The sequence below is a fragment of the Leclercia sp. UBA2479 genome (genome assembly GCF_002341985.1).
GTDB classification, from domain to species: domain Bacteria; phylum Pseudomonadota; class Gammaproteobacteria; order Enterobacterales; family Enterobacteriaceae; genus Enterobacter; species Enterobacter pneumoniae.
Window position 1 is genome coordinate 156,211 of the sequence record NZ_DDPB01000013.1, and the last position, 17,419, is coordinate 173,629.

A 17,419-nucleotide genomic window follows, 5' to 3' on the forward strand; every position below is an offset into this window, starting at 1 on the left:
ACCTCCTCACGCTTTTACTCTCTTGTTCTCGTCTGCTTATGGCGTAAGCGTTAGCCTTGTCACAAAACTACACTGAGAAATGGAGAGTCCTATGGCACAGCCAATAATCCTCGACTGCGATCCGGGTCATGATGACGCGATAGCGCTTGTTCTTGCCCTCGCCTCCCCCGAACTGGATGTCAAAGCGGTGACCTCTTCCGCCGGAAACCAGACCCCGGATAAAACGCTGCGCAATGTCTTGCGGATGCTCACCCTGCTACAGCGCACCGATATTCCGGTTGCCGGCGGCGCGCAAAAACCGCTGATGCGTGAGTTGATTATTGCCGACAACGTCCATGGCGAAAGTGGACTGGATGGCCCGGCGCTGCCGGAACCCACCTTTGCGCCACAAAATTGCACCGCAGTTGAGCTGATGGCGAAGGTGCTACGTGAAAGCAGCGAGCCCGTCACCCTGGTTGCCACAGGCCCGCAGACTAACGTGGCGCTGCTGCTTAACAGCCACCCTGAATTGCATGACAGGATCGCGAAAATCGTGATTATGGGCGGCGCGATGACGCTCAGCAACTGGACGCCCAGCGCGGAATTCAACATTTTCGTCGATCCTGAAGCTGCCGAAATTGTCTTCCAGTCCGGAATTCCGGTGGTGATGGCCGGCCTTGATGTTACTCATCGGGCGCAGATTATGGCCGCTGATATCGAACGTTTTCGCAGCATTGGCAACCCCGTCGCCACCACGGTCGCCGAGCTCCTCGACTTCTTTATGGAATATCATAAAACCGAGAAATGGGGCTTTAACGGAGCGCCGTTGCACGACCCTTGTACCATCGCCTGGCTGTTGAAGCCGGAGATCTTCACTACCGTAACACGTTGGGTCGGCGTTGAGACGCAGGGCAAATATACGCAAGGCATGACCGTGGTCGATTATTACTTCCTCAGCGGCAACGCACCGAATACTGAAGTGATGCTGGATATTGATCGTCAGGCGTTTGTCGATCTGCTGGCAGAGCGACTGGCTTTTTATCAGCAATAACCCTGCGCGGCCGGGTTAGTCAATCCGGCCCTGATTCGTCCCCGACATAATTAGCGCTTCTTAAATCAGACATTATTTGCTTTGTTTCACCATTACGACAAAGCTATAACCTCGCGAGAAGGGATCTTGCGATGTGACGATCGTCGTTATACCTCAGTGAAAGAATCAAAATGGATGTTGCGTCATGACAATGATTTTCAATGGCCTGTTCACCGGCCTGCTGTTTCTCTTATTTGGCTGTCAGTTTGCTCACGCCAGCGTTGCCAACAGCATCCCGGATCTCCACGGACAAAGTCATAACCGAAAGCAGACTTTCAGCTGGGACAGGCCTAAATATGCCCCAGCGCCTCCTCAGCGACGCCCGAACCGGATCCTTTTTCCCCACGAGACCACGTGCAGAAAAATTACTCACGTAACATTTGATACGGATAACCCACAGCTGGCGTATACGCTCTTGGGCGGGATTATTCAGCAGGCCGTCAATAAATGTCTTGGGGTTGAAGGGGTACGGCTCTTTTCACGCACGCTACAGAATGCGCTTATTGCCAGGGGATATATTACGTCGTTGATCGATATTCCACCGCAGCCGTCAGATTCTCCTGTGCTGCAGCTTATTCTGGTGTGGGACACCCCCGAGACATCGCTCTCATTCCGCAGATTCAGCGCGCCGACTCAGGGCTGAGGGAACGTCACGTCCCCTCTCACTCGTTCACAGAACGGTTACGGCTCGAAGGGTCGGCGCTGGAACTGATCGTGACCGCATTTCGGGCAGACCGGCAACACATCCGGGGTATAAACCGCCAGATGGTAGTGGCAGTTTTCGCAAACCAGATTCCCCAGCCCCACCACTTCGCCGCTGTGATAGACCCCATGATGGTTGAGATCCTGAAACACCTCGCGCCATTCGAGCTGCGTTTTATCGGTGATATCCGCCAGCTCTTGCCAGAGACTCTCTTTAATTACCCGCATAAATACGCTGTCTGCCACCTCGCCCTGGCTCTCTTCATAGCTACGGGCAAACTCTTCTAAATCGCGGCGCACAGCCCGGGTCAGCTCTTCAACCTCTGTCCGCGTTAACTCCCCCGTCTGGATTACCCTCAGACGCGCCTGCTCTACCAACGCATCGATATCGCGCTCGCCGTTACGCAGACGTTCAGTCAACGTGGCGACCAGTTCACGGTAAAATTGAGCAACCTTGTTCATCTTTTTGCCTCCTGGGTGAGTAACTGTCTCTAATAATAGACCTTATTTATTCAGCGCTTTGTCAGTTCTGCCACAGATAGCGTAAATTCATGTCCGCCGCTTTTATGCTAAAGGCTGTTTTGACGCGGGCGTTTGGGCTATGCTATGCGGATCTGGAATACCACTTACATTGGCTACATTTGTAGCTGTATTGAACACAGGACCACTGGCTGCCATGCAAGAGCAATACCGCCCGGAAGAGATAGAATCCCACGTCCAGCAACACTGGGACGAGAAGCGCACCTTTGAAGTCACCGAAGACGAGAGCAAAGAGAAGTATTACTGCCTGTCGATGCTTCCCTATCCTTCTGGTCGACTACACATGGGCCACGTGCGTAACTACACCATCGGTGATGTGATCGCCCGCTACCAACGCATGTTGGGCAAAAACGTGCTGCAGCCAATTGGTTGGGATGCGTTCGGTCTGCCGGCTGAAGGGGCGGCGGTGAAAAACAACACGGCCCCTGCGCCGTGGACCTATGACAACATCGCTTACATGAAAAACCAGCTTAAAATGCTGGGCTTTGGCTATGACTGGAGCCGCGAGCTGGCCACCTGTACCCCGGAATATTACCGTTGGGAGCAGAAGTTCTTCACCGAGCTCTACAAAAAAGGGCTGGTCTATAAAAAGACCTCTGCCGTTAACTGGTGCCCGAACGACCAGACCGTACTGGCGAACGAACAGGTTATCGATGGCTGCTGCTGGCGCTGCGACACTAAAGTTGAGCGTAAAGAGATCCCACAGTGGTTTATTAAAATTACCGCTTACGCTGACGAGCTGCTGAACGATCTGGATAATCTGGATCATTGGCCAGATACCGTGAAGACTATGCAGCGTAACTGGATCGGTCGTTCTGAAGGGGTGGAAATCACCTTTAACGTAGAAAACTACGATCAGACCCTGACCGTTTACACCACGCGTCCGGACACCTTTATGGGTGCGACCTACCTGGCCGTAGCCGCAGGGCACCCGCTGGCGCAGAAAGCCGCCGAGAACAATCCAGAGCTGGCTGCCTTCATTGATGAATGCCGTAACACCAAAGTGGCCGAAGCCGACATGGCGACCATGGAGAAAAAAGGTGTTGCGACCGGTTTCAACGCTATCCACCCGCTGACGGGCGAAGCCGTGCCGGTCTGGGCAGCTAACTTCGTACTGATGGAGTACGGCACCGGCGCCGTGATGGCGGTTCCGGGCCACGATCAGCGCGATTACGAGTTTGCTAAGAAATACGGCCTGACCATCAAGCCGGTTATCCTGGCGGCAGATGGCGCTGAGCCTGACCTGTCCGAACAGGCGCTGACCGAAAAAGGCACCCTGTTCAACTCCGGCGAATTCAGCGGTCTGAGCTTCGAAGAGGGCTTTAACGCTATCGCCGACAAGCTGGCTGCCATGGGCGTTGGCGAGCGTAAAGTGAACTACCGTCTGCGCGACTGGGGCGTTTCCCGTCAGCGTTACTGGGGTGCGCCAATCCCTATGGTGACGCTGGAAGATGGCACCGTAATGCCAACGCCAGAAGACCAGCTGCCGGTGATCCTGCCGGAAGACGTCGTCATGGACGGTATCACCAGCCCAATCAAAGCCGATCCGGAGTGGGCAAAAACCACCGTGAACGGTCAGCCTGCGCTGCGTGAAACTGACACCTTCGACACCTTTATGGAGTCCTCCTGGTATTACGCGCGCTATACCTGCCCGCAGTATCAGGAAGGCATGCTGGATTCCGAAGCAGCAAACTACTGGCTGCCGGTCGATATCTATATTGGTGGTATCGAACACGCCATCATGCACCTGCTCTATTTCCGCTTCTTCCACAAATTGATGCGTGACGCAGGCCTGGTTAACTCTGACGAGCCAGCCAAACAGCTGCTGTGCCAGGGTATGGTGCTGGCAGATGCCTTCTACTACGTGGGCGCGAACGGCGAGCGTAACTGGGTTTCCCCGGTAGATGCGATTGTTGAGCGCGACGAGAAAGGCCGTATTGTTAAGGCGAAAGACGCCGCAGGTCATGAACTGGTCTATACCGGCATGAGCAAGATGTCCAAGTCGAAAAACAACGGCATCGACCCGCAGGTGATGGTTGAGCGTTACGGCGCGGATACCGTGCGTTTGTTTATGATGTTTGCTTCACCGGCAGATATGACGCTGGAGTGGCAGGAATCAGGCGTTGAAGGGGCTAACCGCTTCCTGAAACGCGTCTGGAAACTGGTTTATGAACACCTTGCACAGGGCGACGTCGCGGATCTTAAGGTTGACGCTCTGACTGAAGATCAGCAGGCACTGCGCCGTGATGTGCATAAAACGATTGCCAAAGTTACGGACGATATTGGTCGCCGTCAGACCTTCAATACCGCAATTGCGGCTATTATGGAACTGATGAACAAACTGGCGAAAGCCCCGCAGGAGGGCGAGCAGGATCGTGCCGTCATGCGCGAAGCGCTGCTGGCTGTTGTTCGTATGCTGAACCCGTTCACCCCGCACGCCAGCTTTACCCTGTGGAAAGAGCTCAACGGCGAAGGCGATATCGACAACGCGCCGTGGCCAGTTGCCGACGAGGCAGCCATGGTTGAAAACACCACGCTGGTGGTGGTGCAGGTTAACGGCAAAGTGCGTGGCAAAATCACCGTGGCAGTGGATGCTTCTGAAGAGCAGGTACGTGAACGTGCAGCTCAGGAGCCTCTGGTGGCGAAGTACCTTGACGGCGTTACCGTACGTAAAGTGATCTACGTACCCGGTAAACTGCTGAATCTGGTCGTTGGCTAAGCGCAGGAGGAAGCGTGCGACAACTGGCAACATTACTATTATCTCTGGCGGTGCTTGTCACCGCTGGCTGTGGCTGGCACCTGCGTAATACCACTGCGGTGCCGGATCAGATGAAAACCATGATCTTCGATTCCGGGGATCCGAATGGCCCGCTTAGCCGTGCCATCCGTAACCAATTGCGCCTTAACGGCGTTGAACTGATCGAAAAAGGTTCTCTGCGTCAGGATGTGCCATCGTTCCGTGTCTTGCGCTCATCCCTGAGCCAGGATACCGCTTCCATCTTCCAGGATGGTCGTACCGCGGAATACCAGATGGTCATGCAGGTGAGCGCGGCAGTACTGATTCCGGGCCATGATATCTATCCGATCAGTACTAAAGTGTACCGTTCGTTCTTCGATAACCCGCAGGCAGCGCTGGCAAAAGATGCTGAACGCACCATTATCGTCAACGAAATGTACGACAAAGCGGCTGAACAGTTGATCCGTAAGCTGCCGAGTATCCAGGCTGCGGATAAAAAAGAGACGGCAGAAGCGACGCCCGTTACGACCACGCCTCGCGTCTCCACGACGCTGGGTAACTGATGATCAGGTTGTACCCTGAACAACTCCGCGCGCAGCTCAAAGAGGGGCTGCGCGCGGCGTATCTGTTACTCGGAAACGATCCGCTGCTGTTACAAGAGAGCCATGACGCGGTGCGTCAGATAGCCGCGACCCAGGGGTTCGACGAACACCATAGCTTTACGCTGGATAACAGCACCGACTGGCAGGAGATTTTTTCGCTTTGCCAGGCGATGAGCCTGTTCGCCACGCGACAGACGTTGTCGATCCAGCTACCCGAAAACGGCCCTAACGCCGCCATCAACGAGCAACTCGCTACGTTGGTAAGCCTGCTGCACAGCGATCTGCTGCTGATAGTGCGAGGCAATAAGCTCACTAAAGCACAAGAAAATGCCGCCTGGATCGCTGCGTTAGCAAACCAGTCCGTGCTGGTCACCTGCCAGACACCGGAACAGGCGCAGCTACCCAAATGGGTGGCCGCCCGCGCCCGGCAGAACAACCTTCAGCTCGACGATGCCGCCAACCAGCTGCTCTGTTACTGTTATGAAGGGAATTTGCTGGCCCTCGCCCAGGCGCTGGAGCGTCTTTCTCTGCTCTGGCCGGATGGCAAACTGACCCTGCCCCGCGTGGAGCAGGCGGTGAACGATGCCGCTCACTTTACCCCGTTTCACTGGGTAGATGCCCTGCTGGCCGCCAAAAGCAAACGTGCCCTGCACATTTTGCAGCAGCTGCGTCTTGAGGGCAGCGAGCCGGTGATCCTACTCAGAACCCTGCAGCGGGAACTCTTGCTGCTGGTTAATCTGAAACGTCAGTCAGCTCACACGCCGCTGCGCGCGCTGTTCGATAAGCACCGCGTCTGGCAAAACCGCCGGGGGATGACCACCGAGGCGCTGAACCGCCTCAGCCCGGAGCAATTGCGCCAGGCCGTGCAACTGTTGACCCGCGCTGAACTCACGCTGAAACAGGATTACGGCCAGTCGATATGGTCAGAGCTGGAGAGCTTGTCGTTATTGCTGTGCCATAAAGCACTGGCTGATATTTTTATCGAAGGCTGATATGAAAACGCTACAGGCGCTGTATGGCGGCACTTTCGACCCAGTCCACTATGGGCATCTGAAGCCGGTAGAGGTACTGGCAAACCTGATTGGGCTGCAGCGGGTTATCATCATGCCCAATAATGTGCCCCCTCATCGCCCTCAGCCGGAGGCGACCAGCGAACAGCGTAAAACTATGCTTGAGCTGGCGATTGCTGATAAACCCCTTTTTCGCCTCGATGAGCGCGAGCTCCGTCGGGATACTCCCTCCTGGACTGCGCAAACCTTGCAGGCATGGCGAGAAGAGCAAGGCCCGGACGCACCGCTGGCCTTTATTATTGGGCAGGATTCGTTACTCAGCTTTCCCTCCTGGTATCAGTACGACACCATCCTCAATAACAGCCATCTTATTGTCTGCCGTCGCCCGGGCTATCCTTTAACGATGAAAGAAGAGGTGCACCAGCAGTGGCTGGAAGCGCACCTGACACCCCACGTTGACGACCTGCATACCTTGCCTGCCGGTAAAATCTATCTGGCTGAAACGCCGTGGTTTGATATCTCTGCCACCCAGATTCGTCAGCGCCTGCAGAACGGTCAATCCTGCGCAGAAATGTTACCCGAAGCGGTACTTCGTTACATTCAGCAGCAGGGTCTGTACCAGAAAACCGACAACGACGCGCTGAAAGGCTGAAAAAGCCGTCCATTCACGCTCTCGCCATTGACAGCCCCATCCAGGCTGATATCCTCCGCAGCCAGGCGATGCCAGGCATGCTTTTACAAAAACTGTTTTACAAAAATGGCGATGCAATCTCTGACCGGGGGTGGGATGATACCCGCCTCCAAACGCCCGTCCGGTGACAATTGTCCCGACGCCGCCGTCAGTTCAGGTATACTGTCTGGCTACGAATTTAATGTTGCTCAATCTCACTCACCCCAGGGGGAACACTTGCAGGGTAAAGCACTCCAGGATTTTGTTATCGACAAAATTGATGACCTGAAAGGTCAGGACATCATTGCCATTGACGTTCAGGGCAAATCAAGCATCACCGACTGCATGATCATCTGCACCGGTACCTCCACGCGCCATGTCGCGTCTATTGCTGACCATGTGGTTCAGGCGTCTCGCGCGGCAGGTATGTTACCGCTGGGCGTGGAAGGCGAAGCGACCGCTGACTGGGTCGTTGTTGACTTAGGCGATGTTATTGTCCACGTCATGCAGGAAGAGAGTCGTCGCCTGTATGAGCTGGAAAAGCTCTGGGGTTAATGCGTGAAGCTGCAGCTGGTCGCCGTTGGCACCAAAATGCCCGACTGGGTACAAACCGGTTTCACTGAATATCTGCGCCGTTTTCCTAAGGATATGCCGTTTGAACTGGTCGAAATTCCGGCGGGTAAGCGTGGCAAAAACGCGGATATCAAACGCATTCTGGATAAAGAGGGTGAGATGATGCTGGCTGCAGCAGGTAAAAACCGCATCGTCACTCTCGATATTCCGGGGAAACCCTGGGATACGCCCCAACTGGCGCACGAGCTCGAACGCTGGAAGCAGGATGGTCGCGACGTCAGCCTGTTGATTGGCGGCCCGGAGGGGTTATCCCCTGCCTGCAAAGCGGCAGCAGAACAGAGTTGGTCTCTCTCCGCGCTGACACTTCCCCACCCTCTGGTGCGGGTGCTGGTTGCCGAGAGCCTCTACCGCGCGTGGAGCATCACAACCAACCATCCTTATCACCGTGAGTAATGATTACGTTCTGGATAAATTAAGCAGCGGATGAAACTACAGAATTCTTTTCGCGACTATTCGGCTGAGTCCGCGCTGTTTGTGCGTCGGGCGCTGGTCGCCTTTTTGGGGATTTTGCTGCTTACTGGCGTGCTAATTGCCAACCTCTATAATCTGCAGGTCGTCCGTTTTACCGACTACCAGACGCGTTCTAATGAAAACCGTATCAAACTGGTTCCCATCGCGCCGAGTCGCGGCATTATCTACGATCGTAACGGCACGCCGCTGGCGCTGAACCGCACGATCTACCAAATCGAAATGATGCCTGAGAAGGTCGATAATGTTCAGCAGACGCTGGAAGCCCTGCGCAGCGTGGTGGACCTGAATGACGAGGATATCGCGACCTTTAAAAAAGAGCGCTCACGCTCGCACCGCTTTACCTCCATTCCGGTGAAAACGAACCTGACCGAGGTCCAGGTCGCCCGCTTTGCTGTTAATCAGTACCGCTTCCCGGGCGTTGAGGTGAAAGGCTATAAACGCCGCTTTTACCCTTATGGCTCGGCCCTGACCCACGTTATTGGCTACGTCTCTAAAATTAACGATAAAGACGTCGAACGCCTGGATAAAGATGGCAAACTCGCTAACTACGCGGCGACCCATGATATCGGCAAGCTGGGGATTGAGCGTTACTATGAAGACGTGCTGCATGGCCAGACGGGCTATGAAGAGGTTGAAGTTAACAACCGTGGCCGCGTCATCCGCCAGTTAAAAGAGGTGCCGCCGCAGGCAGGGCATGATATCTACCTGACCCTCGATCTGAAGCTGCAGCAATATATCGAAACCCTGCTGGCCGGCAGTCGTGCGGCGGTGATTGTTACCGACCCGCGTACCGGCAGCATTCTGTCGCTGGTCTCAACGCCAAGCTATGATCCGAACCTCTTTGTGGATGGGATCTCCAGCAAGGATTACTCCGGCCTGCTGAACGACCCGAACACCCCGCTAATTAACCGCGCCACCCAGGGCGTCTACCCGCCAGCGTCCACCGTGAAGCCGTATGTGGCCGTTTCTGCCCTCAGTTCTGGGGTAATCACCCGTAACACCAGCCTCTTTGACCCCGGCTGGTGGCAGCTGCCAGGTTCTGAAAAGCGGTACCGTGACTGGAAAAAATGGGGTCACGGTCATCTGAATGTCACCAAATCGCTTGAAGAGTCTGCCGATACCTTCTTCTATCAGGTCGCTTACGACATGGGTATCGATCGGCTGTCCGAGTGGATGGGGAAATTTGGCTATGGCCACTACACCGGTATCGATCTTTCGGAAGAACGCTCCGGTAACATGCCAACCCGCGAATGGAAGCTAAAACGCTTCAAAAAACCCTGGTATCAGGGCGATACCATCCCGGTAGGCATCGGTCAGGGGTACTGGACCGCTACGCCGATCCAGATGAACAAAGCGCTGATGACGCTGATTAACGACGGGGTGGTAAAAGTGCCGCACCTGCTGATGAGCACCGTTGAAAATGGCAAGAAAGTCCCCTGGATTCAGCCGCACGAGCCGCCGGTGGGCGATATTCATTCCGGTTATTGGGAAATTGCCAAAGACGGGATGTTTGGCGTTGCGAACCGTGCGAACGGTACGGCGCATAAATACTTTGCGGGCGCACCTTATAAAATTGCGGCGAAATCCGGTACTGCGCAGGTCTTCGGCCTGAAGGCTAACGAAACCTATAACGCGCATAAAATTGCCGAACGTCTGCGTGACCACAAACTGATGATCGGCTTCGCCCCTTATGACAACCCGCAGGTTGCCGTCTCGATTATTCTGGAAAACGGCGGCGCCGGCCCGGCGGTTGGTACCATCATGCGCCAGATCCTCGATCACATCATGCTGGGTGATAACAACACCGAATTGCCAAATGAAAACCCGGCTACCGCCGCCGCGGAGGACCAATAATCGTGACGGATAATCCGAATAAAAAATCGCTGTGGGACAAAATCCATATCGATCCGGCCATGCTGCTGATTTTGCTGGCGCTGCTGGTTTATAGCGCGCTGGTTATCTGGAGCGCCAGCGGCCAGGACCTGGGTATGACGGAGCGCAAGATCGGCCAGATTACCATGGGCCTGGTGGTGATGGTGGTGATGGCGCAGATCCCACCTCGTGTCTATGAAGGCTGGGCCCCCTATCTCTATATTTTTTGTATCATTCTGCTGGTCGCCGTCGATGCGTTTGGCGCCATTTCCAAGGGTGCACAGCGTTGGCTTGATCTGGGGATAGTACGTTTTCAGCCCTCAGAGATTGCAAAAATTGCGGTGCCGCTGATGGTGGCGCGCTTTATCAACCGCGACGTCTGCCCCCCCTCACTGAAGAACACGGCTATCGCACTGGTGCTGATCTTCCTGCCTACCCTGCTGGTGGCGGCACAGCCTGACCTGGGAACCTCGATTCTTATCGCCCTTTCCGGTCTGTTTGTACTGTTCCTTTCCGGCCTGAGCTGGCGTCTGATTGGCATCGCGGTGGTGCTGGTGGCAGCCTTTATTCCCATCCTGTGGTTCTTCCTGATGCACGACTATCAACGTCAACGCGTCATGATGCTGCTGGATCCAGAGAGCGATCCACTGGGGGCGGGCTATCATATTATACAGTCGAAGATTGCTATTGGTTCCGGTGGCCTGCGCGGAAAGGGTTGGCTCCATGGTACCCAGTCGCAGCTGGAGTTCTTACCTGAACGTCATACCGACTTTATCTTTGCGGTACTGGCAGAAGAGCTGGGGCTGGTTGGCATCTTAATCCTGCTGGCGCTTTATCTGCTGCTTATCATGCGTGGGCTGTGGATTGCGGCGCGGGCGCAAACCACCTTTGGTCGCGTAATGGCCGGTGGCTTGATGTTGATTTTATTCGTTTATGTTTTCGTAAATATTGGTATGGTGAGCGGTATTCTGCCGGTGGTTGGCGTACCGCTGCCGCTGGTAAGTTACGGAGGGTCGGCACTGATCGTGCTGATGGCCGGGTTTGGTATCGTCATGTCGATCCATACCCACAGAAAAATGTTGTCGAAGAGCGTATAAGGGGAGCGCAATGCGCAAGCAGTGGCCTGGGATCTGCATCGCAGTAAGTTTACTGGCAGCCTGTACAAGTGACGATGGTCAGCAGCAAGCGACCGTCGCACCCGCGCAGCCAGCGGTCTGTAATGGTCCGATTGTTGAGATTAGTGGTGCCGATCCACGTTTTGAACCGCTGAGCGCTACCGCCAATCAGGATTACGAGCGTGACGGCAAAAGCTATAAAATTGTGCAGGATGCTTCGCGCTTCAGTCAGGCTGGCCTGGCTGCGATTTATGATGCCGAGCCCGGCAGTAACCTGACGGCTACTGGCGAAGCGTTCGACCCTATGCAGCTTACTGCCGCCCATCCAACGCTGCCGATCCCGAGCTATGCCCGTATCACTAACCTGGCCAATGGCCGGATGATTGTGGTGCGCATTAACGATCGCGGCCCGTACGGTAATGATCGCGTTATTTCGCTCTCCCGCGCGGCGGCAGACCGACTGAACACCTCAAACAATACCAAAGTGCGCATCGATCCTATCATCGTGGCGCAGGATGGTTCGCTTTCAGGTCCGGGTATGGCCTGCACTACGGTCGCTAAACAGACCTACGCTCTGCCTGCTCGCCCCGATTTAAGCGGCGGAATGGGTAGCGTCTCCTCCCCGGCTGAGCCTGCGGTTCCCCAGGGTGATGTACGTGCTATCAGCAACGATACGCTGAAAAGTGAAGACAGCATGGGCGCGCCAGTCAGCAGCAGTGGCTTCCTCGGTGCGCCAACCACGCTGGCTTCTGGCGTGCTGGAAGGTAGCGAGCCGCCAGCACCGCAGCCGGTTGCAGCGCCGCAAAACACAGCACCGGTCACGGCGCCAGGCTCTACCCAGGGTGCCGTTGCCGCCTCCCCTGCTGCTGCGGGTAACTTTGTCGTACAGGTTGGTGCAGTCAGCGATCAGGCTCGCGCCCAGCAGTATCAGCAGGGGCTCAGCCAGAAGTTTGGTGTACCGGGTCGCCTTGAACAAAATGGCGCCGTCTGGCGTATTCAGTTAGGCCCGTTTGCCAGCAAGAGTGAAGCCGCAGCGCTGCAACAACGTTTACAAAATGAAGCGCAACTGCAGTCCTTTATCGCTGTTGCAAAATGATTAATCGGCGGTGTCCGAATTGTCAGTTTTTGTCAGAGTGGTTAACACTCTCACGCTGAAAGTCGGATGCCTGCCTGTATAGCTTTTGCTATAGTAAGGCACTTTTTTTAATTTCATCACGGACGTCGTTGTTCTGACCATGAAGACCACTTTCTCCGCTCGTTTTGTGCAGCGCATGGCGCTCACCACGGCACTTTGCGCAGCCACACTGTCTGCCGCTCACGCCGATGACCTTAACATCAAGACCATGATCCCTGGCGTTCCGCAGATTGACGCGGAATCTTATATCCTGATCGACTACAACTCCGGCAAAGTGCTGGCGGAACAGAACGCTGACGCGCGCCGTGATCCGGCCAGCCTGACCAAAATGATGACCAGCTATGTCATCGGCCAGGCAATGAAAGCGGGTAAATTTAAAGAGACGGATCTGGTCACCATCGGTAACGATGCCTGGGCGACGGGCAACCCGGTCTTTAAAGGCTCGTCTCTGATGTTCCTGAAACCAGGCATGCAGGTTCCGGTATCCCAGCTGATTCGTGGCATTAACCTGCAATCCGGTAATGACGCCTGCGTGGCGATGGCCGATTTTGCTGCCGGTAGCCAGGATGCCTTCGTCGGTCTGATGAACAGCTATGTGAACGCGCTGGGTCTGAAGAATAGCCATTTCCAGACGGTACACGGCCTGGATGCAGAGGGGCAGTACAGCTCCGCACGGGATATGGCGCTGATTGGTCAGGCGCTGATTCGTGATGTGCCGAACGAATACTCTATCTACAAAGAGAAAGAGTTCACCTTTAACGGCATCCGCCAGATGAACCGTAACGGCCTGCTGTGGGATAACAGCCTGAAGGTAGACGGCATCAAAACCGGCCATACCGATAAAGCCGGCTATAACCTGGTTGCTTCCGCCACCGAAGGTCAGATGCGCTTGATCTCTGCCGTAATGGGCGGTCGTACTTATAAAGGTCGCGAAACTGAGAGCAAAAAACTGCTGACCTGGGGCTTCCGTTTCTTCGAAACCGTGAACCCGCTGAAAGCCGGTAAAGAGTTTGCTTCCGAGCCCGTCTGGTTTGGCAGCAACGATCGCGCCTCTTTAGGTGTAGATAAAGATCTCTATCTCACCATTCCCCGTGGCCGTATGAAAGACCTGAAAGCCAGCTATGTGCTGACCTCCAGCGAGCTGCATGCACCGTTGCAGAAAAATCAGGTTGTCGGCACCATCAATTTCCAGCTTGATGGCAAAACCATCGATCAGCGTCCGCTGGTGGTGCTGGAAGAAATTCCGGAAGGCAATTTCTTTGGCAAAATCATTGATTACATTAAATTGATGTTCCACCACTGGTTTGGTTGAAATCTGAACACTTGAAAGTGTGATTTCCGTCCCCATATACTATGTAACCTGATAACTCCCACCCGCGTGGGAGTTATTCTTTTTTCGATGCAATACCGGAGCTGACATGAAAACCAAACTTAACGAACTGCTTGAATTCCCTACCCCTTTTACTTACAAAGTAATGGGTCTGGCGAAACCTGAGTTGGTTGATCAGGTGGTGGAAGTGGTACAGCGCCATGCGCCGGGTGACTATTCTCCGTCGGTCAAACCGAGCAGCAAAGGTAACTACCACTCGGTTTCAATCACCATCACCGCGACGCACATTGAGCAAGTGGAAACCCTGTACGAAGAGCTCGGTAACATCGAAATCGTACGTATGGTGCTCTAATCCTCTCGGTTACCCGGTTTGCCGGGTAACCCGTTTTCCCCCTGTGATATACTCCCCGCTACACTTTTCCTCTCGTTTTCGGAGATGTTGTTTTGCATCAGGATAAAATTCTTGTCCGCCATCTGGGGCTACAGCCCTATGAACCAGTCTCCATTGCTATGCACGAATTCACTGATACCCGCGATGAAAACACCCTGGATGAAATCTGGTTAGTTGAACATCCGCCCGTCTTCACCCAGGGCCAGGCAGGTAAAGCCGAGCATCTGCTGATGCCGGGTGACATTCCAGTGATCCAGAGCGACCGCGGCGGTCAGGTCACCTACCACGGCCCGGGCCAGCAGGTGATGTATGTGTTACTTAACCTGAAGCGCAGAAAGCTAGGCGTGCGGGAGCTGGTCACACTGCTTGAGGAGACGGTGGTCAATACGCTGGCGGAATTCGATATTGAAGCCCATCCACGTGCCGATGCGCCGGGCGTCTACGTGGGCGAGATGAAAATTTGCTCACTGGGTTTACGCATCCGCAAAGGCTGTTCATTTCACGGGCTGGCCCTGAATATCGATATGGATCTTTCGCCTTTCCATCGAATCAATCCATGCGGTTACGCAGGGATGGAAATGACCCAAATGCGTCAGTTCAGCGATAATATAGCGATTGATAATGTTCGCCCTCGTTTAGTTAATGCTTTTTTAGCACTGCTAAACTATCCACCCCATGAATATATGGATGCTTAAAATTATTCCTTTTTGGCCCACTTATTTGTCGGGCCATCCTTATTTCCCCGCATTTTGACTTTACAATAAACACGAGTTTCTATATTTTCAAAAAGCCTGCAAAGCCCCTGCCAATAAGCGCTAAATAATAGCCTGTGCCGGCACGGCCATCCGAGTGGCAAGTCACTACCTGCGCAGCAGTCAAGCAACCGTTTGATTCCTAACAGCAAGTAACTACGGCAAAACTGTTCAATCAGAACAATAAGCATAATATTTAATTTCAACTATTATTTATATTGCGAACAAGAATGGAGCGAAAGCGTGGATTATAATAATCGTCCAGAAAAACGCCTTAGTGAGCCGAGCGGAGATGCGAAACCGCAAATTTTTCGGACTTTACGCAATATTGACCTCAACTTATTGACAATATTCGAGGCAGTATATGTCCACAAAGGAATCGTTAATGCTGCGAAAATTCTTAATCTCACGCCGTCAGCTATAAGCCAGTCTATCCAGAAGTTACGCGCCATATTTCCCGATCCGCTTTTCATTCGTAAAGGCCAGGGGGTTACGCCAACCGCGTATGCCACGCATCTGCATGAATATATTAGTCAGGGGCTTGAGTCGATCCTTGGGGCACTGGATCTGACTGGCAGCTATGACAAACAGCGTACTATTACCATCGGTACCACGCCTTCAATCGGCGCACTGTTGATGCCACAGATCTACCACGCCGTCAAAACTCACGCACCGCAACTGCTGCTGCGCAACATTCCGATTACCGATGCGGAAGCGCAACTTGCCCAATTTCAGACCGACCTGATTATTGATGCTAATACGCTCAATGCACGCGCGCTCAGCCATACCGTGCTGTTTACCGACACCTTGTTATTGGTGTGTCGTAAGCATCACCCGGCGCTGAGCCAGCCGGCCACGATTGAAAATCTGCGCCATTACGAGCAAACGCTACTAATTACCGAAGGGCAAAGTATGAACGGCCTGCGTCAGCGGGTGAATGAGATCTTCCCGGAGCGTCCGGTGAGCTTTAGTAGTTACAATATGTTTACGATTGCCGCCCTGATCGGTAGCAGCGATTTGATTGGTATCATGCCGACGCGCATGTTCAGTCTGCTTCGCAACTGCTGGCCGCTGGAGCAGATCCCTCTGGCGCAACTCAATGCAGAAACGGCTGAGATTTCACTTTATTACAACAAGCTGAGCCTGCGCGATCCGGTACTGGAAAACGTCATCAACGTTATCCGTCAGACGTTTTGAGTCATCACACTACCCCTGACGCCTGTCGCGGGTAGGTCAAATCGCACAATCCAACAACTATTTTACAAATTGGCGACCGCTCAGGCTGCTTTATCGTCCGTATCAATGATATACTGCCTGTCGTTCGTTCAAATATAGTTGATAATTGCAACATTCCCTTGAATAGAAACGCTTTCCCTCGAATTTCGCAACTGGAACACGCACGCTATGAGTAAACCCATTGTGATGGAACGCGGTGTTAAATACCGCGATGCCGATAAAATGGCCCTTATCCCGGTTAAAAACGTGGCTACGGAGCGCGAAGCGCTGTTAAGAAAACCGGAATGGATGAAAATCAAACTTCCGGCCGACTCGTCGCGTATCCAGGGAATCAAAGCGGCGATGCGTAAAAACGGCCTTCACTCCGTTTGTGAAGAGGCCTCTTGTCCTAACCTGGCCGAGTGTTTCAACCACGGTACAGCGACCTTCATGATCCTGGGTGCCATCTGTACCCGTCGTTGCCCGTTCTGTGACGTTGCCCACGGTCGCCCTGTCGCGCCGGATGCGAATGAGCCGCAGAAACTGGGGCAGACAATTGCCGACATGGCGCTGCGCTATGTGGTTATCACCTCCGTTGACCGCGACGATCTGCGTGACGGCGGTGCACAGCACTTTGCCGACTGCATTACCGCGATTCGCGAGAAAAGTCCGAACATCAAAATTGAAACGCTGGTGCCTGACTTCCGTGGCCGTATGGACCGCGCTCTGGAGATCCTGAACGCGACGCCGCCAGACGTGTTTAACCACAACCTGGAAAACGTGCCACGCCTGTATCGTCAGGTACGTCCTGGTGCAGACTACAACTGGTCTCTGAAGCTGCTGGAGCGCTTTAAAGAGGCGCATCCAGATATCCCAACGAAATCGGGTCTGATGGTGGGTCTGGGCGAAACTAACGAAGAGATTATTGAAGTGATGCGCGACCTGCGTCGTCACGGCGTGACCATGCTGACGCTGGGCCAGTATCTCCAGCCAAGCCGTCACCACCTGCCGGTTCAGCGCTACGTCAGCCCGGAAGAGTTTGATGAAATGAAAGCTGAAGCCATGGCAATGGGCTTTACCCATGCAGCCTGTGGTCCGTTTGTCCGCTCTTCTTACCACGCCGATATGCAGGCGAAAGGGGAAGAGGTGAAATAAGCGGATCACACCCGCTTACA

The 17,419-nt window shown here is 54.1% G+C and carries 17 protein-coding genes; 16 read left to right on the top strand and 1 reads right to left on the bottom strand.

All coding sequences use genetic code 11. From position 1 onward, the window contains the following. Window positions 1–91: 91 nt before the first annotated feature. Together rihA and B3B59_RS18635 are read left to right on the top strand one after the other, a co-directional pair. A complete protein-coding gene (gene rihA / locus B3B59_RS18630; protein WP_286809698.1) occupies window positions 92–1,030 on the top strand; it encodes a pyrimidine-specific ribonucleoside hydrolase RihA in 939 nt (312 codons plus the stop codon). 184 nt (window positions 1,031–1,214) lie between these two features. Further along, window positions 1,215–1,712: a POTRA domain-containing protein gene (locus B3B59_RS18635; RefSeq protein ID WP_263617303.1), complete on the top strand. Its 498-nt coding sequence runs from the start codon at window positions 1,215–1,217 to the stop codon at window positions 1,710–1,712. Window positions 1,713–1,750: 38 nt separating this feature from the next. Here B3B59_RS18635 and B3B59_RS18640 read toward each other — a convergent pair whose 3' ends face one another. Then, window positions 1,751–2,233 (bottom strand): zinc ribbon-containing protein, encoded by a 483-nt coding sequence (locus tag B3B59_RS18640; protein ID WP_040076574.1) that lies wholly within the window; start codon window positions 2,231–2,233, stop codon window positions 1,751–1,753. Window positions 2,234–2,447: 214 nt separating this feature from the next. On the opposite strand from B3B59_RS18640, the gene leuS reads away from it, so the two are divergent. The 14 genes from leuS (at window position 2,448) to lipA (ending at window position 17,399) form a co-directional block, all read left to right on the top strand. After that, window positions 2,448–5,030: a leucine--tRNA ligase gene (gene leuS / locus B3B59_RS18645; RefSeq protein WP_052452769.1), complete on the top strand. Its 2,583-nt coding sequence runs from the start codon at window positions 2,448–2,450 to the stop codon at window positions 5,028–5,030. 14 nt (window positions 5,031–5,044) lie between these two features. Beyond that, window positions 5,045–5,611 (top strand): LPS assembly lipoprotein LptE, encoded by a 567-nt coding sequence (gene lptE, locus B3B59_RS18650; RefSeq protein ID WP_046884293.1) that lies wholly within the window; start codon window positions 5,045–5,047, stop codon window positions 5,609–5,611. Then, window positions 5,611–6,642 carry a DNA polymerase III subunit delta gene (holA, locus tag B3B59_RS18655; protein ID WP_286809699.1) on the top strand — a complete coding sequence of 344 codons (1,032 nt, stop codon included), beginning with the start codon at window positions 5,611–5,613 and terminating at the stop codon, window positions 6,640–6,642. The genes lptE and holA overlap by 1 nt, the downstream gene beginning before the upstream one ends. 1 nt (window position 6,643) lies before the next feature. Further along, a complete protein-coding gene (gene nadD / locus B3B59_RS18660; protein WP_046884295.1) occupies window positions 6,644–7,312 on the top strand; it encodes a nicotinate-nucleotide adenylyltransferase in 669 nt (222 codons plus the stop codon). Between the two features lie 255 nt (window positions 7,313–7,567). Next, the gene (gene rsfS / locus B3B59_RS18665) at window positions 7,568–7,885 is read left to right on the top strand and encodes a ribosome silencing factor (protein ID WP_040076579.1); all 318 of its coding nucleotides are present in this window, start codon (window positions 7,568–7,570) and stop codon (window positions 7,883–7,885) included. 3 nt (window positions 7,886–7,888) lie between these two features. Then, window positions 7,889–8,356, top strand: a complete 468-nt coding sequence (gene rlmH / locus B3B59_RS18670) for a 23S rRNA (pseudouridine(1915)-N(3))-methyltransferase RlmH (protein ID WP_040076580.1) — start codon at window positions 7,889–7,891, stop codon at window positions 8,354–8,356. 30 nt (window positions 8,357–8,386) lie between these two features. Beyond that, complete coding sequence (gene mrdA / locus B3B59_RS18675) at window positions 8,387–10,288, top strand: peptidoglycan DD-transpeptidase MrdA (protein ID WP_046884296.1); 1,902 nt, start codon at window positions 8,387–8,389, stop codon at window positions 10,286–10,288. A gap of 2 nt (window positions 10,289–10,290) precedes the next feature. Beyond that, complete coding sequence (gene mrdB, locus B3B59_RS18680; RefSeq protein WP_032617027.1) at window positions 10,291–11,403, top strand: peptidoglycan glycosyltransferase MrdB; 1,113 nt, start codon at window positions 10,291–10,293, stop codon at window positions 11,401–11,403. Window positions 11,404–11,413: 10 nt separating this feature from the next. Further along, a complete protein-coding gene (gene rlpA / locus B3B59_RS18685; RefSeq protein ID WP_286809701.1) occupies window positions 11,414–12,517 on the top strand; it encodes an endolytic peptidoglycan transglycosylase RlpA in 1,104 nt (367 codons plus the stop codon). A gap of 139 nt (window positions 12,518–12,656) precedes the next feature. Then, window positions 12,657–13,868 (top strand): D-alanyl-D-alanine carboxypeptidase DacA, encoded by a 1,212-nt coding sequence (gene dacA / locus B3B59_RS18690; protein ID WP_046884298.1) that lies wholly within the window; start codon window positions 12,657–12,659, stop codon window positions 13,866–13,868. 106 nt (window positions 13,869–13,974) lie between these two features. Continuing rightward, on the top strand, window positions 13,975–14,238 hold the full coding sequence (ybeD, locus tag B3B59_RS18695; RefSeq protein ID WP_003858718.1) for a DUF493 family protein YbeD: 264 nt from the start codon (window positions 13,975–13,977) through the stop codon (window positions 14,236–14,238). Window positions 14,239–14,330: 92 nt separating this feature from the next. Next, complete coding sequence (lipB, locus tag B3B59_RS18700) at window positions 14,331–14,972, top strand: lipoyl(octanoyl) transferase LipB (RefSeq protein ID WP_046884299.1); 642 nt, start codon at window positions 14,331–14,333, stop codon at window positions 14,970–14,972. Window positions 14,973–15,272: 300 nt separating this feature from the next. Beyond that, the gene (locus B3B59_RS18705; RefSeq protein ID WP_040076586.1) at window positions 15,273–16,226 is read left to right on the top strand and encodes a YbeF family transcriptional regulator; all 954 of its coding nucleotides are present in this window, start codon (window positions 15,273–15,275) and stop codon (window positions 16,224–16,226) included. Between the two features lie 207 nt (window positions 16,227–16,433). After that, entirely contained in the window at window positions 16,434–17,399 is a 966-nt protein-coding gene (lipA, locus tag B3B59_RS18710) for a lipoyl synthase (protein ID WP_046884300.1), read from the top strand. The last annotated feature ends 20 nt before the right edge of the window (window positions 17,400–17,419 follow it).